The sequence below is a fragment of the Klebsiella sp. GB_Kp056 genome, from assembly GCF_040064755.1.
GTDB classification, from domain to species: Bacteria; Pseudomonadota; Gammaproteobacteria; order Enterobacterales; family Enterobacteriaceae; genus Klebsiella; species Klebsiella quasipneumoniae.
Genome location: NZ_JBEAJA010000040.1, coordinates 217,025 through 243,392 on the forward strand (window position 1 = coordinate 217,025; position 26,368 = coordinate 243,392).

24 protein-coding genes and 3 pseudogenes are annotated in these 26,368 nt (G+C 56.9%); 23 read left to right on the forward strand and 4 right to left on the reverse strand.

Annotation, left to right across the window (positions count from 1 at the left end):
- Nucleotides 1-86 precede the first annotated feature (86 nt).
- Nucleotides 87-785 carry an RluA family pseudouridine synthase gene (locus ABLV52_RS07960; RefSeq protein ID WP_032428902.1) on the forward strand — a complete coding sequence of 233 codons (699 nt, stop codon included), beginning with the start codon at nucleotides 87-89 and terminating at the stop codon, nucleotides 783-785.
- A 24-nt stretch (nucleotides 786-809) separates the two neighbouring features.
- Here the strand turns inward: ABLV52_RS07960 and ABLV52_RS07965 are convergent, their stop codons facing one another.
- The gene (locus ABLV52_RS07965; protein ID WP_023290173.1) at nucleotides 810-1,349 is read right to left on the reverse strand and encodes a DUF2058 domain-containing protein; all 540 of its coding nucleotides are present in this window, start codon (nucleotides 1,347-1,349) and stop codon (nucleotides 810-812) included.
- Nucleotides 1,350-1,464: 115 nt separating this feature from the next.
- Nucleotides 1,465-1,794 (reverse strand): gamma-glutamylcyclotransferase family protein, encoded by a 330-nt coding sequence (locus ABLV52_RS07970; protein WP_023290172.1) that lies wholly within the window; start codon nucleotides 1,792-1,794, stop codon nucleotides 1,465-1,467.
- A 599-nt stretch (nucleotides 1,795-2,393) separates the two neighbouring features.
- On the opposite strand from ABLV52_RS07970, the gene tssK reads away from it, so the two are divergent.
- The 22 genes and pseudogenes from tssK to ABLV52_RS08080 all read left to right on the forward strand — a co-directional run bounded on the left by tssK (nucleotide 2,394) and on the right by ABLV52_RS08080 (nucleotide 24,459).
- A complete protein-coding gene (tssK, locus tag ABLV52_RS07975) occupies nucleotides 2,394-3,734 on the forward strand; it encodes a type VI secretion system baseplate subunit TssK (protein WP_348890242.1) in 1,341 nt (446 codons plus the stop codon).
- Nucleotides 3,731-4,384, forward strand: coding sequence for a type VI secretion system protein TssL, short form (tssL, locus tag ABLV52_RS07980; protein WP_023290170.1), 654 nt, complete (start codon nucleotides 3,731-3,733; stop codon nucleotides 4,382-4,384). The genes tssK and tssL overlap by 4 nt, the downstream gene beginning before the upstream one ends.
- A gap of 3 nt (nucleotides 4,385-4,387) precedes the next feature.
- Nucleotides 4,388-6,085, forward strand: coding sequence for an OmpA family protein (locus ABLV52_RS07985; protein WP_348890243.1), 1,698 nt, complete (start codon nucleotides 4,388-4,390; stop codon nucleotides 6,083-6,085).
- Nucleotides 6,086-6,271: 186 nt separating this feature from the next.
- A pseudogene (locus ABLV52_RS07990) lies at nucleotides 6,272-6,396 on the forward strand (hypothetical protein).
- 150 nt (nucleotides 6,397-6,546) lie between these two features.
- A complete protein-coding gene (gene vgrG / locus ABLV52_RS07995) occupies nucleotides 6,547-9,033 on the forward strand; it encodes a type VI secretion system tip protein VgrG (RefSeq protein WP_348890244.1) in 2,487 nt (828 codons plus the stop codon).
- Between the two features lie 23 nt (nucleotides 9,034-9,056).
- Nucleotides 9,057-10,411, forward strand: a pseudogene (locus tag ABLV52_RS08000) (S-type pyocin domain-containing protein).
- The gene (locus ABLV52_RS08005) at nucleotides 10,412-10,921 is read left to right on the forward strand and encodes a DUF6392 family protein (protein WP_348890245.1); all 510 of its coding nucleotides are present in this window, start codon (nucleotides 10,412-10,414) and stop codon (nucleotides 10,919-10,921) included. It begins immediately after the preceding pseudogene.
- Nucleotides 10,918-11,234 (forward strand): annotated as a pseudogene (locus ABLV52_RS08010) (DUF6392 family protein); the annotation flags it as partial. The gene ABLV52_RS08005 and the pseudogene ABLV52_RS08010, both read left to right, overlap by 4 nt.
- Nucleotides 11,235-11,246: 12 nt before the next feature.
- Nucleotides 11,247-11,591, forward strand: a complete 345-nt coding sequence (locus ABLV52_RS08015) for an S-type Pyocin family protein (RefSeq protein WP_348890246.1) — start codon at nucleotides 11,247-11,249, stop codon at nucleotides 11,589-11,591.
- Nucleotides 11,592-12,101, forward strand: coding sequence for a DUF6392 family protein (locus ABLV52_RS08020; RefSeq protein ID WP_348890247.1), 510 nt, complete (start codon nucleotides 11,592-11,594; stop codon nucleotides 12,099-12,101).
- Complete coding sequence (locus ABLV52_RS08025; RefSeq protein WP_348890248.1) at nucleotides 12,098-12,364, forward strand: DUF6392 family protein; 267 nt, start codon at nucleotides 12,098-12,100, stop codon at nucleotides 12,362-12,364. Before ABLV52_RS08020 ends, ABLV52_RS08025 begins: the two co-directional genes overlap by 4 nt.
- Nucleotides 12,316-12,549 (forward strand): DUF6392 family protein, encoded by a 234-nt coding sequence (locus tag ABLV52_RS08030; protein WP_348890249.1) that lies wholly within the window; start codon nucleotides 12,316-12,318, stop codon nucleotides 12,547-12,549. The genes ABLV52_RS08025 and ABLV52_RS08030 overlap by 49 nt, the downstream gene beginning before the upstream one ends.
- A gap of 288 nt (nucleotides 12,550-12,837) precedes the next feature.
- Nucleotides 12,838-13,104, forward strand: coding sequence for a PAAR domain-containing protein (locus tag ABLV52_RS08035; RefSeq protein WP_102010028.1), 267 nt, complete (start codon nucleotides 12,838-12,840; stop codon nucleotides 13,102-13,104).
- Between the two features lie 3 nt (nucleotides 13,105-13,107).
- The gene (locus ABLV52_RS08040) at nucleotides 13,108-14,265 is read left to right on the forward strand and encodes a type VI secretion protein (protein WP_348890250.1); all 1,158 of its coding nucleotides are present in this window, start codon (nucleotides 13,108-13,110) and stop codon (nucleotides 14,263-14,265) included.
- Nucleotides 14,249-17,659, forward strand: a complete 3,411-nt coding sequence (locus tag ABLV52_RS08045) for an ImcF-related family protein (protein WP_348890251.1) — start codon at nucleotides 14,249-14,251, stop codon at nucleotides 17,657-17,659. Before ABLV52_RS08040 ends, ABLV52_RS08045 begins: the two co-directional genes overlap by 17 nt.
- A 134-nt stretch (nucleotides 17,660-17,793) precedes the next feature.
- Nucleotides 17,794-19,557 carry a type VI secretion system baseplate subunit TssF gene (gene tssF, locus ABLV52_RS08050; RefSeq protein WP_348890252.1) on the forward strand — a complete coding sequence of 588 codons (1,764 nt, stop codon included), beginning with the start codon at nucleotides 17,794-17,796 and terminating at the stop codon, nucleotides 19,555-19,557.
- Nucleotides 19,558-19,586: 29 nt separating this feature from the next.
- Nucleotides 19,587-20,603 carry a type VI secretion system baseplate subunit TssG gene (gene tssG / locus ABLV52_RS08055; RefSeq protein WP_348890266.1) on the forward strand — a complete coding sequence of 339 codons (1,017 nt, stop codon included), beginning with the start codon at nucleotides 19,587-19,589 and terminating at the stop codon, nucleotides 20,601-20,603.
- On the forward strand, nucleotides 20,584-21,120 hold the full coding sequence (gene tssJ / locus ABLV52_RS08060; protein WP_072199221.1) for a type VI secretion system lipoprotein TssJ: 537 nt from the start codon (nucleotides 20,584-20,586) through the stop codon (nucleotides 21,118-21,120). The genes tssG and tssJ overlap by 20 nt, the downstream gene beginning before the upstream one ends.
- Nucleotide 21,121: 1 nt before the next feature.
- On the forward strand, nucleotides 21,122-21,565 hold the full coding sequence (gene tssE, locus ABLV52_RS08065) for a type VI secretion system baseplate subunit TssE (protein ID WP_048297773.1): 444 nt from the start codon (nucleotides 21,122-21,124) through the stop codon (nucleotides 21,563-21,565).
- Nucleotides 21,566-21,584: 19 nt separating this feature from the next.
- On the forward strand, nucleotides 21,585-23,000 hold the full coding sequence (locus tag ABLV52_RS08070; RefSeq protein ID WP_348890253.1) for a VasL domain-containing protein: 1,416 nt from the start codon (nucleotides 21,585-21,587) through the stop codon (nucleotides 22,998-23,000).
- A 131-nt stretch (nucleotides 23,001-23,131) separates the two neighbouring features.
- Nucleotides 23,132-24,046, forward strand: coding sequence for a sugar ABC transporter substrate-binding protein (locus ABLV52_RS08075; protein ID WP_348890254.1), 915 nt, complete (start codon nucleotides 23,132-23,134; stop codon nucleotides 24,044-24,046).
- Nucleotides 24,047-24,129: 83 nt separating this feature from the next.
- Complete coding sequence (locus ABLV52_RS08080; protein ID WP_348890255.1) at nucleotides 24,130-24,459, forward strand: DUF1869 domain-containing protein; 330 nt, start codon at nucleotides 24,130-24,132, stop codon at nucleotides 24,457-24,459.
- A gap of 88 nt (nucleotides 24,460-24,547) precedes the next feature.
- On the opposite strand, the gene ychF is transcribed toward ABLV52_RS08080, so the two are convergent.
- Both ychF and pth read right to left on the reverse strand, forming a co-directional pair.
- On the reverse strand, nucleotides 24,548-25,639 hold the full coding sequence (ychF, locus tag ABLV52_RS08085) for a redox-regulated ATPase YchF (RefSeq protein ID WP_002910443.1): 1,092 nt from the start codon (nucleotides 25,637-25,639) through the stop codon (nucleotides 24,548-24,550).
- Nucleotides 25,640-25,756: 117 nt separating this feature from the next.
- Nucleotides 25,757-26,341, reverse strand: a complete 585-nt coding sequence (gene pth, locus ABLV52_RS08090) for an aminoacyl-tRNA hydrolase (RefSeq protein WP_004180389.1) — start codon at nucleotides 26,339-26,341, stop codon at nucleotides 25,757-25,759.
- Nucleotides 26,342-26,368 lie beyond the last annotated feature (27 nt).

Below are 26,368 nucleotides of genomic sequence, written 5' to 3' on the forward strand. Positions count from 1 at the left end.
CGCCGCGAGGGCGGATCGTGCGCCAGCGTCGTACCGGCGGGCAAAATGGGGTACTATCGCCGGCCACTCCTTCTTCGGGCCGTCTGATGTCCACCATTATCGATACCTTTGTCGCTCCGCCGTGCCGCGAGCAGATAACCCTCCTGTATCAGGACGAACACCTGCTGCTGATCAATAAACCTGCCGGGCTGCTGAGCCTGTCAGGCAAAGATCCGCGCAACCTCGACTCCGTGCATCATCGACTGGTCCAGCGCTTTCCGGGCTGCACCCTGGTACACCGCCTTGATTTCGGCACTTCCGGTCTGATGGTGGTCGCCCGCAACAAGGTGATTAACGCCGCGCTGTGCCAGCAGTTCAGTCAGCGCACGGTGGGTAAGGTCTATACGGCGCTGCTGTGCGGCCATCTGCCGGAAGATGAAGGGATAGTGGAGGCGGCGATCGCCAAAGACCCGGCCCGTTTCCCGCGCATGTCGATCTGCGCCCGGCACGGCAAACCGGCGCGTTCGCGCTACCGGGTAATTGACCGTATGTACCAGACGCGGGAAGGGGAGAGGGCGCTGGCGCTGACGAGGGTGGCGCTCACCCCGGAGACCGGGCGCACCCATCAGCTGCGGATCCACTGTCAGCTGCTGGGCTATCCGATCCTTGGCTGCGATCTGTATGGCGGCCGGGAATTGCCGGGCACGGAACAGGCTCCGCGGCTGATGCTGCACGCCAGCGAACTGCGTTTTCGCCACCCCGTCAGTCGCGAGCCGATGCATATCCAGCAGGCAAGCTCGTTCTGATCGCCTGCCGCCGGAAGCCCGCGATCACCACATCAGGTCGTCGGGCACCTTAAAGTCGGCGTACGGATCGTCTTCATCCTGCTCATCCTGGCTCAGGGCGCTGTGCAACACGATGCTGCTGGCATCGCGCTGGGCAATTTTCTCAGCCACAATCGCCGGAATAATTGCATATTCCCCTTCAGGTTTGTTGTCCACCGCCAGGCGGGCAATCGCCAGGCGACCGTTAATCAGCTGGGTTTGGGTGGTCTTGTCGACCATGATTTTTTTGATCAGATTATTATCGGTAAAGTTAAAGCCGATATCGCCCCGGGCGACGGTAATGCGGTTCATCTCAATCAGCTGCTTGACCTGAGCTTTATACTCTTTCGCCAGCACCGCCTGCTTTTGCTGCTCGCTGAGCTGTTTATCGCGCTCCAGCTGGGCTTTTTTATTCTCTTCCACCGCTTCCCGGGCCTCACGGGCCTGCACGCGGGATTTTTTCGCCGTTCTCTGGACTTTGGCCATTTTTTTGCTGCTGACCAGGCCGGCTTTGAGCATCTGCTCTTGTAAGGTAAGTTTTGTCATTTGCGTATCTGAAGCTTAGGAAACATCTGGCAAGTATACCTGCATTGGCGGAAACGACGCCAGACCCGCGGACGTACTGGGCCGCTATGCCCGGTAGCGCGAGACTGGCCGGGGATTACTCCCGGGGCTGGAGCTGATAAATCCAGGCGCTGACCTGCTGTCCATCGTCGGTAGTCACCTCCACCGACACCCGATCGTACCCCTCCTCAAAGTCGTCCAGCATGGGCCAGTGCGCCGCCAGCCGGTCGGACAGGAACAGATAGCCGTTGACCCGCGGGCCGTTGGCATCGAGGACGATCCCCGGAAAATCAGCGGCTGCGCCCCAGCCGCGCGCGTAAAAGGTACCGGTAACGTAGCCCGGACGCCACTCGCCCCCGATCGCCTCCAGAATATGCGCATTGCTGCGACCGGGACAGAGCGTCCCATAGACAAATAGCGGTTTCATTTTCTCTCTCTCGTTCGCCCTGATACCCGCCCCCAGCGGAGCGGAAAACCAAAATACGGGGTAATTCAGCGCCTGGCAATGGCCGGATGGGGGTTAGGCGTCTCTCTGATACCGGGGGAGATTCAGGCGCCGGCGCTGTCGGTGGCATATTTACTGCAGTGACAATTTTAGTGTTGAGTTTTTTTTATTATTTGCAAGTGAATATAAATAATATTTAATAGCGAAATAATAAATGGACGGCTTATGGAATAAGCTGCGTGAATGGAATGAAGAGGAATTATAAAACTTCCTTGGGTTGAATTCAGATATTATTTAGGGCCAGGCGTTACCTCCCCTGGCTATTTCACTTTAAGATAAACCTCCCTTGAACAAAAAATACCATCTGATTTCGAAATTCTCGCGGGCAGGGGAGATATTTCCTTTCCTTGAAGCGGCAGTCAATCAATCGAGACGAACGACGTTCGGGAGAAAAACCGCTAGTGAGGAACAGGCCAGAGCAAATGCAGGGGCTGAGGCGAACGCAAGGTATATGAAGGATATCCCACCGGGCATTTGGTCCTGTCTGCAGACAGATGAAAGTGAAAGGCACAGGAGGTGCGATGAAGATTTTCCGCCCATTATGGCGCGATGGGGCTTTTCTGGTTCCGCAGCAGTTTCAGCAACAGGCCCGCTGGGACGCGCACGTCGCCGATACGGTCTCCCGCATGGCGCTCGCTCACCCGTGGGGGGTATTGCGCGCGGAGTTTGACGCCAGCGCGCTCACCCTTTCCCGGCTCAACGCCACCCGGCTGATCGTGCGTTTCGCCGACGGCGCGCTGATTGACACCGAGCTGGCGGATATTTTGCCACCGGTCCGCGATGTATCGGACGTGATGCAGGACAACGTGGAGGTTCTGCTCGCTCTGCCGCTGCTCAGCGCCAGCGGCGGCAATCTTGATGACGGCCAGGAAAGCGCCCGCCCGCGCCGCTGGCGCGCCGAGCAGGTGACCGTGCAGGAGCTGGCAGGCCATGAACGCAGCGAGCTGGCCGTCCTGCGGCACACGCTGACGCTGCGTCTCTCCATCGAAGAAAACGCAGCCTTCCTAACCTGCCCGGTAGCGCGTCTGGTACGCGACGCCCAGGGACAGTGGATCTTTGACCCGAAATTCATCCCGCCGCTGCTGTCGCTGGCCGCAAGCCCGACGCTGGTCAGCGAGCTGGGCGAGCTGCTACATCGCCTGCAGGCCCGACGCAGACGCCTCATGGTCATGCGCCGTGAAAGCAATGCGCGGATGGCTGATTTTGCCGTGGCGGATGTTTCCCTGTTCTGGCTGCTCAACGCACTGAACAGCGCCGAGCCGGTGCTCAGCGAGCTGCATCAGGACCCTTCGCGCCATCCGGAGCTGCTCTATCGTGAACTGGCCAGGCTGGCCGGCAGTCTGCTGACCTTCTCTCTTGAACATCATCTGGACGCGATCCCCCGCTACCGGCATGCCTCGCCGGAGCAGGTATTCCCACCGCTGTTTGCCCTGTTGGATACGCTGCTCGAAGTCAGCTTGCCCTCAAGGGTGATCGCCATCGCGCTGGAGCAGGGTGCTGACCGGGAGATCTGGCGGGGGAGGCTGCACGATGCACGGCTGCGCGAGGGGGCGGATTTTTATCTGTCGGTGCGTTCTTCACTTCCCCCTCACCAGCTTCAGAGCCGCTTTCCGCAGCTCTGTAAGGCGGGTAGCCATGATGATGTCGCCGAGGTCGTCAACATTGCCCTCAGCGGCATCGCGATCAAACCGCTGAGCCACGTGCCGGCGGCCATTCCGCTACGTCTGGAAAACCAATATTTCGCTCTGGATCTTTCCACGGATGCCGCCCGCGCGATGCTGGAGGCTGGCAACTGCACCTTCTATACCCCGGAATCGCTTGGCGACGTGAAACTTGAACTCTTTGCGGTACTGCGCTCATGAATATCTCTGAAAGCGATCTGATCAACAAAACCTTTTACCCGGGCTGGCTGATGGTCAGTCAGTTACGCTGCGGCCAGCCGGTGACCGATGGCGAGGCGCTCTATCGTCAGGCCTGTCGATGGGTGACCGAGGCGCGCGAGGCGCTGGCGGCGGCAGGCGTCAGTGAAGCCAGCGCTGAGCAGATGCTCTATGCCTACTGCGCGCTGCTTGATGAGAGCGTCCTTAACCGCGCCAGTCAGGATGATGGCTGGCGCAGGTGGCGCAAGGATCCGCTGCAGGCGCGCTTTTTCAGCACCCTCAACGCCGGGGAAGAGCTCTGGGAACGGATCCGCCAGCTGCTACGTGAGCCCGCGGCGGATGCGGCAGTGCTGACCTGCTTCTTTCGTACTTTGCAGCTGGGGTTTGTCGGAGAGTACCGCGCCCAGGATGACGAACGGCGTGAGGATGTAGCGCATGCGCTTGGCGCGCGGGTTCCGCCGTTCAGCATAACCCAGGAGGCGCCGGTGGTGGTTCGTGCTTCCCGGCTGCGCAGCGGACGGCGGATGTACTGGTGCGGCTGGGCGGCTGGCATTGTGGCGCTGGCGGCGCTGTGGTTGACCTTCTCCTCCATGCTGTCACAGATGGTGGCGCAGATAGCAGGGCAGGGATAAGAGATGCGTGATAACGCCCGGCGTCTGCTTACGATATTGACCGTCATCCTGGCCCTGTGGCTGGCGCTGGGCTTCTGGCCGCTGTCCATCGGCAACCAGGTGATATTCAGTCTGTGCATCCTGCTGGCGGGCAGCGCGGCGCTCTGGCGTCAGCGTCGCCGGGCAGTCAGCCGTCAGCGACCGGAAATCGTCCTGCCGCCCGAGGATTTTCAGGGGGCGGTGGTTCTGGTCTGCGGGGATACCGACGGTCTGTTTCCCGGGCGTTCGGCGCACTGCGAAACCCGCCTCGGCTGGTATCTACGGGGGGAAAGCGCGGAGCAGTTGCCGCTGCTGGCGCAGTACCTGGCGGCGGCGCGTCCAGCACTGGTATCGCAGGTTTCCGTGCTGCTGGCGGTGGTACCGGAGCACCACCCCACCGGGGAGCACCTGGTGCAGTCGCTGTGCGACTGGCGGCGGAGTATTGTTCAGTGCCGAACCTGGTTAAACGGTCTGCCGCCGGTGTGGAGCGTGTTCTGGGTGACGCCGCCTGGCGGCCAGGCAGCGGAAAGCCGCTGGTTTACCGTCACGCCGGATCGGCCTGGTCTCCAGGTGCGGCAGAAGGGACAAGCGCCCCAGTCGATTGCCGACTGGCAGCGAGAGGGCAGCTCTGCCTCACGCCTGCATCATACGCTGTGGCTGGAGAGCATTCTGGCGTTGGCAGAAAACGTTCTTTTCCGGCCACTGAGCACTCGCCAGGCGGAACTTTCGCCGTTGGAGCTGTGCGCCATGGGCATCTGCCTGACGCCGGTGACGGTGGTGGCAAATAACCTCTGGCAGCAGCAAATCGCCGGGATCACCACGCTCTCCCCGGGCAACGCCGCGGCGCCAGGTCCTCACCCGCTGCCGGATCTTCTTCTGTCGTCACTGCCGCACCGCCACGGAGTCAGTCGCCGGATGCGAGCTGCCGGTCTTGCCGCTGGCATGGGCTTCCTCTTTCTGGCGCTGGCGATGCTGGCTTCCTTTATCAACAACCAGCGCCTCGTGCGCAGCGTCGGCGATCATCTGGCGGTCTACCACCGCCTTAGCGGCGCGCCGCCGACGCCGAAGCTGCAGGCGCAGCAGCGTCTGCGTGCCGACAGCCGCCTGCTGGATGACTGGCTGCGCCGGGGAGAGCCGCTGCGTTACCGGCTGGGGTTGTATCAGGGATTGCGGCTGATCCCCTTCGTGGAAGCCGCGATCAATGACTGGGCGCCGCCCCCGCCGCCGCGTCCGGTCATTAAGCAGGTTGTGCAGGGGCCGCAGACGATCCGCCTCGATAGCATGGCGCTGTTCGATACCGGCAAATCGACGCTGAAACCGGGTTCGACAAAGCTGCTGGTGAACTCGCTGCTGGGCATTAAGGCGAAACCCGGCTGGCTGATCGTGGTGGCAGGCCATACAGACAGCATCGGCAATGATAGATCTAATCAACAACTCTCCCTGAAGCGTGCCGAGGCGGTCCGCGACTGGATGCGCGATACCGGCGATGTGCCGGAGAGCTGTTTTGCGGTGCAGGGCTACGGCGCAAGTCGTCCTGTCGCCAGCAACGAGACGCCAGAGGGGCGGGCGCAAAATCGCCGAGTGGAGATCAGTCTGGTCCCGCAGAAGGACGCCTGTCTGACGCCGGGCACGGCTAATACGTCAGGAGCCGGGGCTGACGCCTTAAAAAACGAAACCGAGTAACCCGCGAACCCGATCGCGGACGTTGAACAACAACATTATGCCTGCCTGACCCTGTGCGCTACGGGTTCCTGATAAACAGGAAACAGCGATGGGCGGTAGCTTGCCTGCAGCCAGTCAATCTTGTCGGCAAAGCGGGGCCTCTGCGGGGATGAAGCGCAGGAAAGGGGATGGATAAAGGAGATCAGCATGGATAGCGCTAAGGACAGTGCCAGAGAAATGCTGGCGGCGATAAACGTTGAAGGTTCCGGTTTCTGGCTGCTCTTTTTATTTCTCAGTCAGTGAATATAAATATCCCTGGGGTTGCCTTTTAGTAATGAAGTTCCTGGTGGGGTATCTGATATATCGATATGCACTTAAATATATTTATGAAGAATGAGATGATTATCATTAAACAAAATTAAACCGTATGGCCTGTTAATCGATGTTTGATGGTCATTACTGCGGAGTAAAACAGGAATATAATGGATACCTCTTCAATAATTACCGGCACCACCCTCAACCGTTACCAGCTGGATATTCCGTCATGTACTGCATCGCTGGATGTGGAAGAATTCAGCGGTGAAGAAAAACTCAGTGAAACGTATCTCTGGACAATTTATTTCACCAGCACGGATAAAAATATCGACGCCAGCCAGTTACTGAGCAAACCGGCGACGCTGACGATGGGCGGCGGCATATTACAGAGCCTGACCGAATGCAAACGGGTGCATGGCGTGGTCACGCATTTTGAGCGTATCAGTGGCTCTGCCGACCAGGCAGAGTACATGATAACCCTCGAACCCTTCCTCTCGCTGCTGGACAAACAGTTCCGCACCCATCGTTTCTTCGTCAATAAATCGGTGCCGGAAGTGGTGGAGCAGGTATTGCAGGAACATCACCTGCATGACTGGGAGTATGAGTTTAATCTCAAGCAACACTATCCGCGGCGCGAGCAAATTAATCAGTATCAGGAGAGTGACCTGGCGTTTATCCAGCGCCTGCTGGCAGAGGTGGGGATATTTTATTTCTTCACCCTGCAGGAAGAGGCCCAGAGCGAAGTGGTCCACTTCGCCGACGCGCAGCGGGCGCTGATGTTCGATAAAACACTTCCTGTAAACAGCCCGTCCGGGATGAGCGACAGCGGTACGGAATCGATATGGGGTCTGAGCATCACGCATAACGTCGTAGAGGCGAACGTCACTACCCGGGATTATAACCCCCGCGATGCGCAGAGCGTTCTCCAGTCGGCAACAGCGGATATGACCCGGGGAAATGGTGAAGGCCTCACTTACGGTGAGGTATACCACTATAAGCTTCGCCACCGGGAGCGTGGCGATAAAATCGACCCGCAGACGGAGACCGCCAACTTTTATGCCCGTCTCGACCATGAGCGTTTTCTCGCTCGCCAAATGCTGATTACCGCGAGCAGTACGGCAGCCTGGCTGGCGCCGGCCCAGGTGCTGACCCTCACCGACAGCCTGCCGTCGACCCTGCCTGCGCCCGTGCAGGATCCGCTTTTAATCACCGGCACCGGTTTTACCGCCAGCCGCCGGGAGGCGCTGCGGGTGTCCCTGCTGGCGGTGCCCTACAGCGAAACATTGTGCTGGCGTCCGCCGCTGCTGCCGCGCCCGAAGGTGACTGGCACCATGACGGCGCGGGTGACCAGCGCGAAGGCGAATGATATCTACGCCTGGCAGGATGCGTCCGGCCTGTACCGGGTGAAATTTGACGCTGACAGAGATGATAAAGGGCAGGGTCAGGAAAGCATGCCGGTGCGTCTCGCCAAACCCTATGGCGGCGACGTGTACGGCTTTCACTTCCCGCTGATTCAGGGAACGGAAGTGGCGATAGCGTTCCACGAAGGCGATCCCGACCGGCCGTATATCGCTCATGCGCTGCACGACTCGCGGCATGTTGACCCTGTGACGGAAAAGAACAGCACCCGAAATGTGATTCGTACTCCGACCAACAATAAGCTGCGAATGGAGGATAAGCGCGGCGAGGAGCATATCAAGCTCAGCACCGAGTACGGCGGCAAGACGCAGCTGAACCTGGGGCATAATGTGGATGCGCAGAGGGAATTGCGGGGGGAAGGGGCAGAGCTTAGAACGGATAAATGGGTGAGTATCCGCGGCGGTGCGGGGGTGTTGATTAGTGCGGATAAACAGCCTTCGGCAGGCGACAGGATGCTGGCAATGGAGGAGGCGATTGCGCAGCTTGAAAATGCCCTGGGTATTGCGAAAAGCCTGGCGTCGGCAGCGGAATCGGCTCAGGCCCTGCCATCGGATACCGGCAACCAGCAGACACTGAACGATGCGCTGAAAGAGCTGGCACAGCCGGGGATAGTGCTGAATGCGCCGCAGGGCGTGAGCATCAGCAGTCCGCATGCGGTACGGTTGTCTTCGGGTAGCGCCAGCGTGGGGATTGTGTCACAGCAGAATACGGACATCAGTGCGCTGAAACGTTTTACGGTAGCGGCGGGAGAAGCCGTCAGCCTGCTGGCACGAAAGGCGGGGATTAAGCTGTTTGCGGCGAAGGGAAAGATGGAAATCCAGGCGCAGGATGATGCGCTGGAGGCGACGGCGAAAAAGGATATCACCGTGACCAGCGTGGAAGGGCGAGTGGAAATCACGGCGGCGAAGGAACTGGTGGTGAACTGTGCGGGAGCGTATATCAGGCTAAGTGGTGGCAATATCGAGCTGGGCTGCCCGGGGAATATTCTGCTGAAATCGGCCAATGTGCAGAAAATGGGTAAGGCAGATTTTCGTGTACCTCCGCTGGAACTGCCTGAAGGGTTCGAAGAGCGTTTTACTGTCAAAGATCAAAAGACCGGTGACATTGTGCCATTTGCCCGTTACCGCATCACCACTGAAAAAGGCCAGGTATTCGAAGGCCGGGCAGATGCTGATGGGAAAACGGCCAGGGTTTATACCGCATTGCCTGAATCAATAAAAATAGAGCTACTGTGAGCCATGGACAGGAGAAAGCCGGGATGACACAAATACTGGGAACCGGAGAGGGAAAAACATCATCAGCCGCAAAAGAGCCGGTTGTTGAGCGTAAACCCGCACAGGTATTTTTTGAATCGATGGCGCTGGCCGCCTCAATGAGTGGTTATTATGCATGGCCAACAGCCACAACGCTGGGAAATTCGCTTTCATTGGGGGGGGGACTGCGGCAGGTGTCGGAGAAGGCGTCGCGGGCGCACGGGTGCTGGCTGCGCCTAATCCTCTCACCGTTGCTCTGCTGGCTATCTTCTATTCTCCGTCACTGAATGAAGGTGAGACGGAAATGCTACAAAATATACGTGGCGACCAGCTCTATCAGAATCTGATCCATGGCCAGATGATGGTGGGCGCTTTTACCCGTGTAAACTCAACGGTCATTCAGGGGGATTATGTCCCGGAATATGAACTCCGGGAAATAGCCCGGCAAAATGGCACAGTGCGCACGAGGGTGCGCTTTCGTATTGAAGAAGATCCTGAGTCAGGGAAACTGGTTTCCCGCAGCTATGAGGTGGGGGAAAAAAGCGGGCTGGATCGGGTCCGGGTGCGGTTTGCAAAACAGCTGGATAAAGAAACATGGGGTTTTGAAGATCCTTCAATTAAAGGCACATTTGTCTGGTCCCGGTCTGCCGGGCAGGGAAAATTTGAGTGGGGTTCCAGCCAGACGACTGTCCATGACGGGAGCGCTGGCGGCTCTACCACACCGCCTACACCCATTCCGGAACCGCGGAGCGTCTGGGGATTGGCTAACCCGGCCCCGGAATCGTTACCGCCCGTACCGGGAACGCCGATCCCGGAGGAACAGGGACCAAATATTGAAACATTGCCCATCGAAGACCGGGATTTCAATGACTTTATTATTGTTGACCCGATGGGGGATGTCCCGGCAATCTATGTGTATTTTAAGAAGGCTCCTGCCGGATTTCTAGAAACCGGTTATTTTAACGACTTTGATGGGAGGTCAAGAGAAGGAATGTACGAGGTTGACCATTTACCATCAAAAGCGGCGGTTAGAGAATATTTGATTAATAAATATCCTGAAGCAGAAAAGGATGATATAAAAAAATTACTTGGTAAGGTTGCCGCCGTTTCTATCCCTATAGATGTACATCGTGATTGTAGTGAAACCTTCAGAGGGCGTAATAATAGTAGGATAGAAACAGAAAATGGTGAGATAATATCTAAAAAAGAACTTGATGCTCGTGATTTAGAATTTGCCGTTGACTCGAATTGGAATGCTAATGCTAAGTGTCTTAAAGAAAGATATGGCATAAGTGACGAAAAAATTGAAGAAGTTAGAGCAAAATTGCATGACTTAAACAGAAAGGTGGGGTTGTACTAAATGAAAATTGATGTTGAAACACTTATAAAACACTTAGGAAAACCGTACCAGGAGATTTTTGAGAAAGGATTGATTCCTTATAAAACAAAACCCCATGGTCCTATTGATGAAGATGAAGCTGACCTGGATATGAGACGTGAAGGAATGCTTTTAGTCTTTGTTAATGATTCAGAAAAGAAACTTAAAGAAGTCACACTAAGATTAGAAGATGAGGGTAAGACAGATTGGTTATTTCCTAACCCTATGCCGTTTGGTCTGAAACCGGTGATGACCCAGCAGTGGGCTCGTGAGAATTTAGGCTTGCAGATGGTTCATGTTGAGGCAAAGATTGTTATGACTATTTACATGGGTGTTAAAGAAATTTACGCTTTACCAATGCCCAACCAGCATATTGCAGCAGCGCTCACATATGATAAAGATTTTTTTGTAAAAAAAATCACTTTTTATTCTTTGGAGCGAGCCAAAGAGATACAAGCCGCGTTACAGAAAAAACGGCCTGGTGGCAAATGAATATTGATGTCGAAACACTCGTGAAACAATTGGGTAAAGATTATCAGGAAATTTATGATAGTGGGCTAATTAAATATAAGACAAAACCAACTGCCACAGCGGGCTATGATACAGCTACATTAGACACGAAACGAGAAGGATTATTTTTATCTTTCGAGAATAATAAAAATAAAACCTTCAAGAAATTACATTAACATTAGAAGATGATGACATAACAGACTGGGTCTTTCCGAATTCAATGCCTTTTAATCTTGAACCGGTAATGACTCAAAACTGGATGCGTGAGCGTTTTGGGCTCCCAATGATTTATGGCTAGCCTAAAACTATGGGGAGTTACAGTCGTGGTATCATAGAGAATGAATATCCTGAGGACGATATTGAATACATAAATAAACAGGCTGATAAAGTTGCTGCAGTTGTTCTTCCAACAGCTGTTCACCAGAAATGCAGTGAAACCTATGGGGGAAGGAATAATAGTAAGGTTCAAGCAGGAAATGGTGAAACTATGACTAAAAAAGAGCTGGATGCCAGCGATCTTGAAGCTGCAGTTAATTCAAATTGGGACGCAAATGCTGAATGCCATAAAAATGAGTATGGCATGAGTGACGAAAAGATAGAAGAAATCAGAGATGAATTACATAAATTGAATCGATTAAGGGGGTTATATTAAATGAATATTAACGTTGAGGCATTGATAGAGCAACTAAGTAAACCCTATCAGGATATTGTCAATAAAAATTTAATTCCCTATAAAACAAAACCTTATGGTTCTCTAAGTGATAAGTATGCTAATTTGGATATGAAACGTGATGGGATGTTTTTAGCTTTCATTAATAACCAAGATAAAAATCTGAAAGAAGTGACGTTGAGGTTAGAAGATGAAGCCAAAACTGACTGGCTGTTTCCTAATCCTATGCCGTTTGGTCTGGAACCCGTGATGACTCAGCAGTGGGTGCGGGCGTATCTTGGATTTCCGATGATTTATGTTGAAGCAAAAATTGTTATGGCTGCTTATAGGGGAGTGAAAGAGATATATACCTTACCTGTACCTCATCAAAATATTGCTGCCGCATTTACCTATAACAAAGAGTTATTTGCAGAAACCGTGACTTTTTATCCACTGGAGCGAGCAAAGGAGATTCAGATTGCGCTGGAGAAAAAGCGACTTGGTGGCAAATGAATATTGATGTCGAAACACTTGTGAAGCAATTAGGTAAACCTTATCAGGATATTTATGATCAAGGTTTAATTCCCTACAAAACAAAACCAACGGGTACTGTTAGTGATGATATTGCCAGGTTGAATATGAGGCGAGAAGGAATATTTTTATCTTTTATCAATAACCAGGAAAAAAATATTGAAGAAGTGACTTTGCGGTTAGAAGATGAAAATAAATGGATTGGTTATTTCCTAATCCGCTGCCATTTGGTCTTGAACCAGTAATGACGCAGCGATGGATGCGCGAACGCTTTGGATTTCCCATAGGTTATGGCGAACGCAAAATGATAGGGAGCAATAGTCGTCGTATTAACGAGGTATACCCACTGTTGCCACCTAATCAGAAAATGTCTGTTTTATTTTCTTATAATTCTGATTATTTTGTTGTTAGTGTATTTTTTATTGTATAGAGCATGCAATAGAAATTAAGGCGGATCTCGCGAGTATAAGGTCGTCTGGCAATTGGCGTTCGAAGTGAAAAGTTATTAATGTAGGGGATATCACCTGGGGGAAGAAGTATATATTAAGTAAAGAGAGGCGTGCAGATATTATTTTATGTTTATTATTCTTTCTTTGATAGGAGTAGCCGGTTTTTGTCTGTTATTAAATGTTATTGCCGCACTCTTTAGGTTGAAATAGATGCGATTGAGTATTCTAATTAATAATTACTGTATCGCTGATATATAAAAGGAAATTCAATGTCCAAAGGTTTTGTATTACTCGGCGATAAAACCACGCACGGCGGTGCTGTTATTTCCGCATCCTCCACCATGATTGTAAATGGAAAGCCCGTAGCGCTGGTGGGGGATAAAGTCAGCTGCCCGATTCCGGGACATGGCACTAATGCCATTATTGAGGGAGCGCCGGAATGGTCTTCCGATGGTAAAGCCATCGTGGTCGATGGCTGCAAATGTCAGTGCGGTTGCCTGGTGATTTCCGGCGCGCCGGAATGCGCGATAGGATAAAAAATGGGCTGGGTACGAACAAAAGCATTGACCATGGAGCAGCCATCGGCTCCTTCACTGACCCGATGGCTGTTTGCCGGTGTACTGATGGCGATTATCGGTGTCCTGCTCTTTATCCTCCATGCTTCCGGCACCGTAAAAATTCTCTCAGTGATAAATATCTGGTGGGTATCCCTGATGCCTGCAGGATGCTGGTTGCTGATTTTTTGTCTGCGTTGCTACCTGTGGGACAGGGATCTGAAAGCGCATCAGTTCTTGCTGAAAGAGGCGGAATACGGACAGCAGAGGTGGGAAGACTGGGCCGGGCGCTGGCTGGCCGTTCTGGGCAGTGCAGTGCTGTTGCCGGATCATATTTCTGCGGCGCATTGGGGGAGTGAGCGGCCTCAGCAATACGGACTTACCCGCAGGATTAATTACCTTCCGGCAGAAGAGCCCGTGCAGTTGAGTGCGATGCATGCGCTGCTGACCAGTATAGAAGAGCGCGTGCAGTGCCTGCCGGAAGAGCTACCGCTGTATGTCACCCTGATCACGGATAATCCCTCGCCTGAGCTGACCAGCAGTTTCAGTAATCTCTGGAAAGAACACATTCCTGGCCGCGCCGTGCCTGATGATATTACCGTTACCGGCTCATTCTCACTGTCGGAAGTGGAGGAGCGCCTGAAGCAGCCTGTACTGACGGTCAATCTACTCCTGGTCATCCAGCTCAACGGTGGTACAGCATACTCCGACGGGCTGGCCGTGCTGCTGCTGACCAGCGATGATGTGGCGCAAAAATACCATCTGCCGCACTCATCACGGCTGTTACGTCCTATGCCCTTAGATATGACGAACTTTGAAGACGATATCACCCTGTTTCTGGAAACCCAGACTGTCGCCTGCCAGACGCCCTCCGTTATCGGGGACGCAAAAAAATGGACGGAAAGAAGCGCCGCGCTTATCACGCAGGGCGGCAAAATGCATACCCCATGGAAAGCTGAAGATATCGCACTGCTGGAAAAATGGTGCGGTATTCCGGGACCCGCAGCGCCCTGGCTCCTGACCGCGCTGGCAGCCGATCTGGTCAGCCTCCGTAAACAGCCCCTGCTGGCGTTATTTTCCAGCGAACAGGAACATTTTATCAGTACCATCACCCCAGGGAGTGAAGATGAATATACCGGGTAATGGCCTGGGCCGGTTTGGCCTGGCCGGTCTTACGTTGGCCGGGATGGCTGCAATATGGTGGGGGATCACCCGCTATGGCGGCATGCTGAATATCAATACGCGGGGCGAGCAGGTACTGGCGTTTGTCCTGGTCTGTCTGGCGTTGGTATTTATTTTTTACCTTCCTGCAATGTCCCGCCGTGTGAAGGAGAGTTTATATCGCCGGCAGTCGCAGCAGGCCAGCGTCTTACCCGGCGAAGAAGGGCGCGTGGCGCTGACACCTCCCCATCATATTACGGTGGGGGAAATTCGCCAGACTCTACGCTATCAGTATGGACGCGACTGGTCCCGCAAAGTCCGTATTCTGCTGATAATTGGCTCAGTCAGAGACGTAGAACAACTGACCCCAAAGCTCACGCAGGAACTCTGGCAGGAAGATCAGGGTACATTATTGCTGTGGGGTGGAGACCCTGGGGCAGCGGTAGATAACGCCTGGTTCACAGCGCTGCGTAAACTGCGTTATCGCCCGGCTGATGGTATGGTGTGGGTAACATCGGGCTTTGACGGCGTTTTGACAACGATGAACAGAACGAAGCCCAGGCTCACGCCAGATGAAATGGACAATGTGTCTCACTCTCTAAAGCTACGCTACGAAGCTCTTGGATGGAAACTTCCCCTATACGTCTGGTCGCTGTATGAGGGGGGCAACGAAAAAAATGGACGTATCACTCAGCCTGTAGGCTGCCTGTTACCCGCAGGTTGTACGCCGCAAATAGTTGCCGAACAGTTCACTGCCCTGGCGCCGTTACTGATAGAGCAGGGCATCCAGCAGATATGCGGGCAACCACAGCACAATTTTTTACTCGCGCTGGCCGACCAGTTGACTCGGGAAGCGGAAGCGGTGGTGGAATCGTTATCGATACTACTTAATCCATACCGACCATTGCCACTGGCCGGGGTGGTATTTAGTGAGGCGTCAGTAGAGGCTGGTCGCAGTGTCAGTCATCACTGGGGACGGGATAACCGCTGGGAAACGATACCAGACTCTGTGCTGTGGTTGCCAGCCGGTCTACGTCCGCGCAAACAGGGCGTCGACTGGATGCGTGGGATGAGCGTGGCCGCTGCTGCCCTGATGTTACTCTGGGCCGCCTCAATGACAGTCTCTTTTATCGCCAACCGCCACCTGGTGGCGACCGCACAGCAGCAGGTGCAGCAGGCCTCGGCGGGAAAACAGCCGCTGGCCGTACGCCTGCATGCGCTCTCCGCGTTACAGAAAACCCTTGCCCGGCTGGAATACCGGTCACAGCACGGAGTACCCTGGTACCTCCGCGCTGGCCTCAGCCAGAATGATGACCTGCTGGCGGCGCTTCTGCCGCGCTATGGCGAAAGCGCCTTACCGCTGCTGCGTGATGCGACGGCGCGCCATCTGGAAGGGCAACTGAACGCCTTTGCGCAGCTTCCGCCGGACAGTCCGCTTCGCGAGAAGAGGGCAAAAACGGCTTACGACCAGTTAAAACTGTACCTGATGCTCTCGCGCCCTGAGAGGATGGACGCGTCCTGGTTTGCCACCACGCTGATGCAGGACTGGTCGCAGCGCTCAGGCATCGCCGACGGCGTCTGGCAGGGCAGCGGCCCTTCGCTACTGGCATTTTACGCTGCCAGCCTGGCGTCGCATCCGCAGTGGCTTCTGCCTGTCGATGACGGTCTGGTCAGCCAGGCGCGCACACGGTTAATTCGCCAACTGGGCCAGCGCAACAGTGAGTCCACGCTTTATCAGAAGATGCTCGCGCAGGTGGCGAACCAGTATGCGGACTTGCACCTGGCGGACATGACCGGCGACACCGACGCGTCGCGCCTGTTCACCACCGATGAGGTGGTGCCGGGGATGTTCAGCCGGAAAGCCTGGGAAGAGACGGTGCAGCCCGCCATTGAGAAAGTGGTCGCGGAACGCCGCGATGACATGGACTGGGTGCTGAGCGACGCGAAGCAGCCTGCCGCGCAGTCGACGTCGCCGGAAACTCTGCGAGCCCGGCTGGCGGAGCGTTATTTCGCTGATTTTAGCGGCGCCTGGCTGGATTTTCTCAACAGTTTGCGCTGGCAGCGCGCGGCGACCCTCTCCGATGCCATCGACCAGCTGACCCTGATGGCCGATGTGCGCCAGTCGCCGCTGGTGGCGCTGATGAACACCCTGAGCGTGCAGGGGCGAACCGGCCAGACCGGGGAAGCCATCGCCGATTCGCTGGTCAAATCGGCCAGGCAGCTGTTCAACCGTGACAACCCACCCGCCATCGATCAGCAGTCCGGCGCGCGCGGTCCTCTGGATGCAACCTTCGGGCCCGTACTGGCGCTGCTGGACAATCGCGACGGCGGGACGCCCACCAGCCGTCTTAGCCTGCAGACCTTCCTGACCCGCGTCACCCAGGTGCGTCTGCGCCTGCAGCAGGTCACCAACGCCACCGACCCGCAGGCGATGACGCGCCTGCTTGCGCAGACGGTGTTCCAGGGCAAGGCTGTGGATCTAACCGAAACGCGCGACTACGGCAGCCTGGTGGCGGCGGGACTGGGCCAGCAGTGGAGTGGTTTTGGGCAGACGCTGTTTGTTCGCCCGATGGAGCAGGCCTGGCAGCAGGTGCTGACCCCGGCGGCGGAAAGTCTCAACGCCCAGTGGCGCAGCGCGGTGGTGGAGGACTGGAATAGCGCTTTTGGCGGTCGCTACCCCTTTAAAAATACCAGCAGTGAAGTTTCACTGCCGCTGCTGGCAAAATATCTCAATAGCGAGACCGGACGCATCGCCCGCTTTCTGCAGACCCGGCTGAACGGCGTACTGCATAAAGAGGGGAGCCGCTGGATGGCGGACAGTATCAATGCCCAGGGGCTGACGTTTAACCCGGCCTTTCTGCAGGCGATGAATACCCTGAGCCATCTCTCCGACGTCGCGTTCGCCAACGGCGAAGCGGGATTGCATTTTGCGCTACGCCCCGGCACCGCGGATGGCGTGATGCAGACGGAGCTGGTCATCGACAGCCAGAAACTTGTCTACATGAACCAGATGCCGGCCTGGCGGCGGTTCAGCTGGCCCGCCGATACCGAAGCGCCGGGCGCCAGTCTGAGCTGGATCAGCACCCGGGCGGGCACCCGCCAGTATGCAGATCTTCAGGGGGCCTGGGGCTGGATCCGCCTGCTGGATAAGGCGGTGGTCAGCGCTTACCCCGGAACGAGCAGCAGCTGGAGCCTGAGCTGGAAAGCGCCGGATGGTCTGTCGCTGAACTACACCCTGCGCACCGAGTCGGGGGAAGGACCGCTGGCGCTGCTGGCCCTGCGAAACTTTACGCTACCGGAGACGATATTCAGCGTGCGCGCGCCTGCTGAGCGTGTTCCGCTGACCGACGATATACCCGGCGAAGAGGGATACTGAAACCGCCTCCCTCACTGATTGGCGTTGACCTGCGACGCCGGGCCTCCTCTGCTCATGGCCGCCCGGCGGCCAACTAATCTGCCCGCGCAGCCATGCTGCGTGTCTCCCTGAAGACGAATAATGGAATAGTCATAATGGACGATTTAACCCTGCGATATTTTGACGCTGAAATGCGCTACCTGCGTGAGGCGGCAAAAGCGTTCGCGCAGGCTCACCCCGACCGGGCGGCGATGCTGGATCTCGATAAAGCCGGCACGCCGGACCCTTACGTTGAGCGCCTGTTTGAAGGCTTTGCCTTTTCCGTAGGTCGCTTGCGCGAAAAAATTGATGATGATCTGCCGGAGCTGACCGAGGGGCTGGTCAGCATGCTGTGGCCGCACTACCTGCGCACCATTCCATCGCTATCGATCGTGGCGCTGACCCCAACGCTGCCGGCGATGAAGATGGTGGAAACGGTGCCCGCCGGGTTTGAGATAAGCTCCCGCCCACTGGGGCCGAAAAATACCGTGTGCCGGTACCGAACCACCCGCGATCTGACGCTTAATCCGCTGGCAATAGAGGAGGCGGTGATGACGGCGGAGCCGGACGGACGTTCGGCCCTGCGGCTACGCTTCGCCTGTAGCGAGCTGACTGACTGGTCGCAGACCGATCTCCGCCGCCTGGCGCTGTACCTGGGGGAAGACGCCGTTACCGGCAGCGCCCTCCATCTGTGGCTGACCCGACGCCAGGCCGCGCTGTACCTGCGCCTGCCGGGTCTGACAGAGCGGGTAAGCCTCGACGGCTATTTTTCGCCGGGGGGATTCAGCGAGGAGGATCGTTTATGGCCGAAGGGGGAGAGCGCTTTCAGCGGCTATCAGTTGCTGCTCGAGTATTTCACCTTTCGCGAAAAATTTATGTTCGTGCAGCTAAATGGCCTGGAAAACATCACCCTGCCGGCGGGGATAGCGCATTTCACGCTTGAGGTGGTGTTCAGCGAGGTCTGGCAAAGCGATTTACCCGTCAGCGCAAGCAGCCTGCGCCTGCACTGTGTGCCGGTGATTAACCTGTTTACCCTCGAGGCCGATCCGTTGACCATCAGCGGGCTGGAGAGCGAATACCTCCTGCGTCCGAAGCGCCTGCAGGACGGGCATACCGAAATCTATTCTGTCGACAGCGTGACCGGCTCCGGGCGCACCGGGGAGGCGCGCTATGTGCCTTTCACCCGCTTTCGTCACCAGGGGGGAATGATGCGTCGCCATGCGCCGGAGCGCTACTACCACACCCGCGTCAAACGGGGCGTCACCGGCATGCACGATACCTGGCTTATCCTCGGCGGCCAGCAATGGGAGGCTGACCGGGCGCTGGCGCGGGAAACGGTCTCCTTGCGCATCACCGGCACTAACGGCCAGCTGCCGCGCCGGGCGCTACAGAGCACGCTGCTGGATCGCTGTGAGTCGATATCAGCCACGCCGCTTAACGTCCGTAATCTCTGTAAACCCACGCTGCCGGCATATCCCCCGGCGGAAGACCGCTACCACTGGCGGGTCATGAGCCATCTGGGCACCCGTTTTCTCAACATGATGAGCAGCGCCGAGGTACTGCGCGGTACGCTGTCGCTCTACAACTGGCGGGAGGATGAGCTCAATAACCGTCGTCTGGACGCTATTCTGGCGGTCAGCCATCACCGAATTCAGCGTTTCGAACAGGGATTCCTGCTGCGCGGGCTGGATATCGAAGTGACGCTCGACGGCAGTGGATTTACCGGCATGGGGGATGTCCATCTGTTTGGCGACATGCTCAACCGCTTTTTCGCGCTGTATGCCGATATGAATCAGTTCAACCAGCTAACGCTCATTGTTCAACCTGAAGGAAAATGTATCCGGTGGAAAGAGAATCACAGTCTGCGCCTGCCCGGCTGATGGCGCAGCTCCGGCCTCAGTTGCCGTACATGAATTTTTACCGCTTCTGCCAGTTGCTGGAGGAGATCCAGCCGAAGGCGCCGATCATCGGCAGCGGCTGGCTGGTGGGTGATGAACCCATACGCTTTCGCCCGCATCCGGGGATGGGTTTCCCGGCCGGCGAAATCCGTGGAATGGACGATCCCGAACCGTCTCGGCTGCCGACGGTGCGCGTTGCTTTTATGGGACTCTACGGCGTGGAATCCCCACTGCCGACCCACTATAGCGATGACATTGCGCAACGGCGGGAAGGCGTCGAGGCGACCGAGGATTTTCTCGATATCTTTAACCATCGGCTGATCGCCCAGTATTACCGTATCTGGCGCAAATATTCCTACCCGGCAACCTTTCGGGCGGGTGGCACGGACAACACCTCGCAGTATCTGCTAGGCCTGGCGGGGCTGGGTATACCGGGATGTGCCGCCGTTGCCGCAGCGCCGCTGTCGCGATTTCTGGCGTTGCTGCCGGTAATGATGCTGCCGGGGAGATCCGGGGAAGGCATGGAGGCGCTGGTGGCGCTCCTGGCCCCGGGGACCCGGGCGACGGTGTACCACCACGATCCCTGCCGGATCCCCTTGTCGCAGCCGTTAGCGATGAGCGTCCGCCAGCCGGTTAGCCTGCAACATCGGCCAGTGATGGGAACTCACGCTACGGATGTGAACGGTCAGGTGTTGCTGCTGCTGGCGACGGAAAAGCCTGATGAGGTCCGCGGCTGGCTGCCCGGCGGCGAACTGTTCAGCGACCTGATGGCGCTCCTGCACGTCTGGCTCGGATCTCATCTCGACGTGCGGCTGCAGCTTTGCGTCGCCCGCCATTTACTGCCGGATGCGCAACTTTGCTGCCAGCAGGCGCATGCCGTCCAGCTCGGGAGAACGGCTGTGCTGCAACCGCTGGATGCGCAGAAGCAGGCTGACGACAGGATCACGATTTATCTGGGGCGCTATCAGCGCGTCCGGGAAAACCTCCACCGCAGGGAGAGCGATGAAGATGGCGATTACCGCAGTTAAACCCTCTGCCACGTTACTGGCATTCTTCATGGTCACCCTCTTAACCGGCTGCGGCCTGACGCAGACCGTGAAAGACGGCGCCGTTTCCGTGACCCAGTCCATTTTTTACCCCCAGGTGAAAACGCTTCATCTGGATCTTCGCGCCCGGGAAGGCGTGAATAACAACGCCAAAGGCGCCTCCCTGGCGACGGTGGTGCGTATTTACCAGCTGAAGGACCGGCAGGCGTTTGACAATACTGACTACCCGTCGCTGTTTGCCGGCGATGGCCAGGCGCTGCAGGCGGACCGGGTGGCGGAAAAAGATATTCGCCTGCGTCCGGGCGAATCGGTGACCGTTGATATGCCCATGGAAACCAGCGCGCAGTTTGTGGCGGTGGCGGCCATGTTTATCGATCCAGACCTGACGCTAAATAGCTGGCGGCTGGTACTCACCCGGGACGATCTCGACCCGGCGAGACCGCGCATTATCGAAGCCAGCCAAAATCAACTGACGCTGCACCCGCTTAAGGAGAAGTGAAATGCCTCGTCCCTCCCTGTACGACATCCTCTACGGCAATTTCGCCGGCGGGCTGGATCTGAACAACGTCAGCGAAACGGATCAGGTCATCCTGTCGGTGCTCGATAACATGCAGCGCATCCTCAACTGTCGGGCCGGAACGCTGGCGCATTTGCCGGACTACGGCCTGCCGGATATGACCGCTATCCTCCAGGGCATGCCGGCGTCGGCGCATCAGCTGATGAGCACGCTGTCGGCGGTGTTGCTGAAATACGAACCGCGCCTGCAGCGGATCGCGGTGGTGATGCTCGATCAGGATGCGCCCGGCGAACTGCGCTATGCCATTGATGCTGAGCTGAAGGATATCGGTCTGGTACGTTACGGCACAGAGTTTATGCCTGAAGGCAGGGTGTTGATCCGCCACCTTAAACGTCAGCAGTACCTTGACGCCCGCTCCGCCCTCTAATCTCTCGCTGAAAGACATCATGATGACAACACATAAAGACCGCCGCTATAAAACCGGTGGCGACCCACGCACGCTGGCTGATTTTATTGCCCTGCGTGCGGAAATGAACAAGCTCAGCCACCCGGCGCGGCCGGATATTAACTGGCCGTATGCCGAGCAGCTTGCCCGTGCGCTGCTGGAGCATCACGGCGCGGATCTGCAGACTGTCGCCTGGTATACGCTGGCCCGCGCCAGGCTGGACGGCCTGGCAGGGATCAACGAGGGGCTATCGCTGCTGGAAACGCTGCTGGCCCACCAGGGTAAAAACCTGTGGCCGCAGGCGCTCCCGGCCCGCACCGAAATCTTCCGCACCCTGAGCAAGCGGCTGCGGCAGGTGATCCGCACCCTGAACCTCACCCCGGACGATCTTGCGTCGCTTAGCCAGGCTGAGTGTTCGCTGCAAACCTTCGACGCGGTGCTCCAGCGCCTTGAGATCGCGCCTGAAAACCCGCTGAGTGACCTGCGGGCGCTGCTGCGCAGCACGTCAACCCGCTTTGAGAACCTCGACCCTGCGCCAGCGCCTCCCGTCGCGCCGCCGGTGGCGATGTCTGAGGCGGCGCTTCCCGACGCTCTGGTCAGCGAAGAGGATGCTGCGAAGGCTGAGCCAGCGCGAGAACGACAACGTAGACCAGAGGCTGAGCCGCCGGCTCCGTCTTCACCAGCAAAGCGGCCCGCGCCAGGGATGGCATCGACTCCGGTCGCCGCGGCGCGCTGGAAGCCATTTATCGCCGGAATGGTCACCATGCTGGCGGTGTCGGGCATCGCCGTCGGTGGATGGCTGGCGCTGCGCCAGACCGATTTGCCGCCAACTGTGATGACGCAACAGGCCGGGCCGCTAGCGGACCTCCCGGGGGCATCTCCCCACGCGCCGGTCGATCTGCGCCAGGCGCAGCGCCAGCTTGACGATCTCGCCCGCCTGGCGCCGGACTGGGCGATAAGCTACGGCGACCGGCTGGTCCAGCTGGCCCTGAGCCGCTGGCCGGAACAGGCAAAGCCCCTGGCGCAGCAGTGGCAGCGGCAGCTAAGCGCTGCGGCATTGCCCGCGGAAAACCTCACCGGCTGGGCGGAGGGCATGCGTCAGCTGCAACGGCTCGCCGGTCAGCTCAATGCCCTCGACGAGCAGAAGGGGAAGTACCTGACGGTGAGCGAACTGAAAACGGCGGTGTTTGCCATCATTCAGTCGCTTAACCGCGCCGTTCCGCTGGAAGAGCAGCTGCGCGAGCTGGCCGCGCTCCCCGCAGGTCAACCCTGGCCAGCCGCCCGCGGTAGTCTCGCCGAACTGCATCTGCAACAGCTGATCGTGGAGTATGCCCTGCTGAAGCGAAAACAGCCGGCGCCACCGCCCGCTGCGCGACCCGCAACCGGTGGGCCTTCGGTGAGTGAGGCGGTGAAATAAAGTGTGCGCATGGCAACATTTTCTTTACATCATGATTGCAAGAACTCTACGCCCTTCGTAGTCTGAAAATGATTTAAATATACCGTTTAATTTTATATTGAAAATTTTATTTCGACCTCTGAGGGCATGCTATGAAGCACTGTAACATCATCCTGTTAGTTGGCCTTCTGGCCAGTTCCGCTTCGGCATTGGCGGAGAAGATCGGCGTCTCGATGGCTTACTTCGATCAAAACTTTCTCACCATTATTCGTCAGTCCATTGAGAAAGAAGCTCATGCCCGCCAGGTCGAGGTGCAGTTCGAAGACGCCCGCGGCGACACCGGACGCCAGGCCGATCAGGTGCAGAGCTTCATTGCCTCCGGCGTGGACGCGATCATCGTTGATCCCGTGGACTCCGCCAGCACCCCGCAGCTGACGAAGATGGCGCAGCAGGCCAGGATGCCGCTGGTGTATGTGAACCGGACGCCGGGGGATAAAACGTTACCCCCTGGCGTGGTGTTTGTCGGTTCGGACGAGCGGGAGTCCGGGACATTGCAGATGGAAGCGCTGGCGAAGCTGGCGAACTACAAAGGCAACGTCGCCATCATGATCGGCAATCTCACCGATGCCGGCGCGCTGCAGCGCACCAGGGACGTAGAGCAGGTGGTGGCCAAATATCCGGCGATGAAAGTGGTGCAGAAACAGCCGGCCAACTATTCCCGCAGCGAGGGAATGGATCTGATGCAGAACTGGACAGGCAACGGGGAAGCGATTGATATTGTGGCGGCGAACAACGACGAGATGGCGATTGGCGCGGCGATGGCGCTGGAGAAGAGCCAGAAGAAGCTGCTGATCGGCGGCATCGACGCCACGCCGGATGGGCTGAAAGCGTTGGCCAGCGATAAGATCCAGGTAACGGTTTTCCAGGATGCCGTTGGTCAGGGCAAAACGGCCTTAGCGGTGGCGTTGAAGCTGATGAAAGGAGAAAAAGTCGAGTCCCATGTCTGGATCCCGTTTGAGTTAGTGACCAAAGAAAACATGCAGACCTATGTGGAAAAGAGTCATTAACGGCAAGGCAGAAATGTTCGAACTTTGCTGATAAAACCGGGCTGAGAATATGACGCCCGGGCAACGAAACCGGAGGAAAAGAGATGGCAACGGCAAAAAGCGGCTACACGCTGCAGGTGATAAAGGCAGGGCTGCAGGGGCATGTTGAAATGAGGTGGGGGCATCTCGCGGAAGTTGATACGGGCGTGGCGGCGGCGACCATCGCGCAGCATATCGGGCGACCCTCGTCTGCGGCGGATCCGCAGGAGATCAGCCTGTCGCTGACCAATGCCGCCAGCGGCATCTCGGTGGAGCTTCATCACCCGGCCTCAGGGGAAAGCGCCACCCCGGCTTTTATTGAGGACGAGTTAAAAAAGATTGTGCAGATCGTTGATGGCTACGAGGCGGCAGAAGAGACCCATATCGTGGAGTAGCGCGCCGCCTTGCGCACAGGAAAAAAAATCCACGCCGGAGCGTGGATTTTTTATTACTCGATGGCGGCAGAAACGCCAGCCAGCGGGATTAGACGTTGAACAGGAAGTTCATCACATCGCCATCTTTCACGATGTAGTCTTTACCTTCAGCGCGCATTTTACCGGCTTCTTTCGCGCCCTGTTCGCCTTTGTAGGCGATAAAGTCTTCATAAGCGATGGTCTGCGCGCGGATAAAGCCTTTTTCGAAGTCGGTGTGGATCTTACCGGCTGCCTGCGGCGCGGTCGCCCCGACCGGGATGGTCCAGGCGCGAACTTCTTTCACCCCAGCGGTGAAGTAGGTCTGCAGGTTCAGCAGGGCGTAGCCAGCGCGGATCACGCGGTTCAGGCCCGGTTCTTCGAGACCCAGCTCAGCCATAAACTCATCACGCTCTTCATCGTCCAGTTCGGCGATGTCCGCTTCAACCGCGGCGCACACCGGCACCACTACAGACCCTTCCTGCTCGGCGATAGCGCGAACCTGATCGAGGTATGGGTTGTTCTCGAAACCGTCTTCGTTGACGTTCGCGATGTACATGGTCGGCTTGAGGGTCAGGAAGCTCAGATAGCGGATGGCCTCTTTCTCTTCTTTGGTCAGATCCAGCGCGCGCAGCATACCGGCGTTTTCCAGCTGCGGCAGGCATTTCTCCAGCGCGGCCAGCTCAACTTTCGCGTCTTTATCGCCGCCTTTGGCTTTTTTGGAGACGCGGTGAATCGCGCGCTCGCAGGTATCAAGGTCAGACAGCGCCAGTTCGGTGTTGATAACGTCGATATCTTCCGCCGGGTTCACTTTCCCTGCCACGTGAATAATATTGTCGTTTTCAAAGCAGCGAACCACATGGCCGATAGCTTCGGTTTCGCGGATGTTGGTCAGGAACTGGTTGCCGAGACCTTCGCCTTTGGACGCGCCTTTCACCAGGCCCGCGATATCAACGAACTCCATGGTGGTCGGCAGGATACGCTGCGGTTTGACGATTTCAGCCAGCTTGTCCAGACGCGGATCGGGCATCGGTACGACACCGGTGTTCGGCTCAATGGTACAGAAGGGGAAGTTGGCCGCTTCAATACCCGCTTTGGTGAGCGCATTGAACAGGGTGGATTTGCCGACGTTGGGCAAACCGACGATACCGCATTTGAATCCCATGATTTAAATCACCTTAATCTTTGGATAATCAATCTGTTATCAGGAACAGATTGCAGAAAATTGAATAGCTTTGCCTATTATACACGGTGCGCGGCAAAAATGCCGCACGACAACGGCTTATTGCGCCTTAAAGGCGTGTAAACGGTTGGTCGCTTTAGTGAGACCATCCTTTAACCAGATTTCCGTACAGCGCGCCGCTTCGTCGACGGCATCATCAATCAGTTTCTGCTCGCTGGCCGGTGGTTTGCCGAGGACAAAGCCGACAACCTTGTTTTTGTCGCCCGGATGGCCGATCCCGACGCGTAAGCGGTGAAAGTTCGGGTTATTGCCGAGCTTGCTGATGATGTCTTTCAGGCCGTTGTGGCCGCCATGGCCGCCGCCAAGCTTAAATTTCGCCACGCCCGGCGGTAAATCCAGCTCATCATGGGCAACCAGAATTTCGTCCGGGTTGATGCGATAAAAGGTCGCCATCGCGGCCACGGCTTTACCGCTAAGGTTCATAAAGGTGGTGGGCACCAGCAGGCGAACATCCTCGCCCGCCAGGTTGATGCGCGAGGTATAGCCGAAGAATTTGCTCTCTTCGCGCAGCGGCGCGCGATGGCGATCCGCCAGTAAATCCACATACCAGGCGCCAGCGTTGTGCCGGGTGGCGGCATATTCCGCACCGGGGTTGGCCAGGCCGACAATCAGTTTAATGGTCACGTTTTCTTTCCTGCATGGGGCATTCTC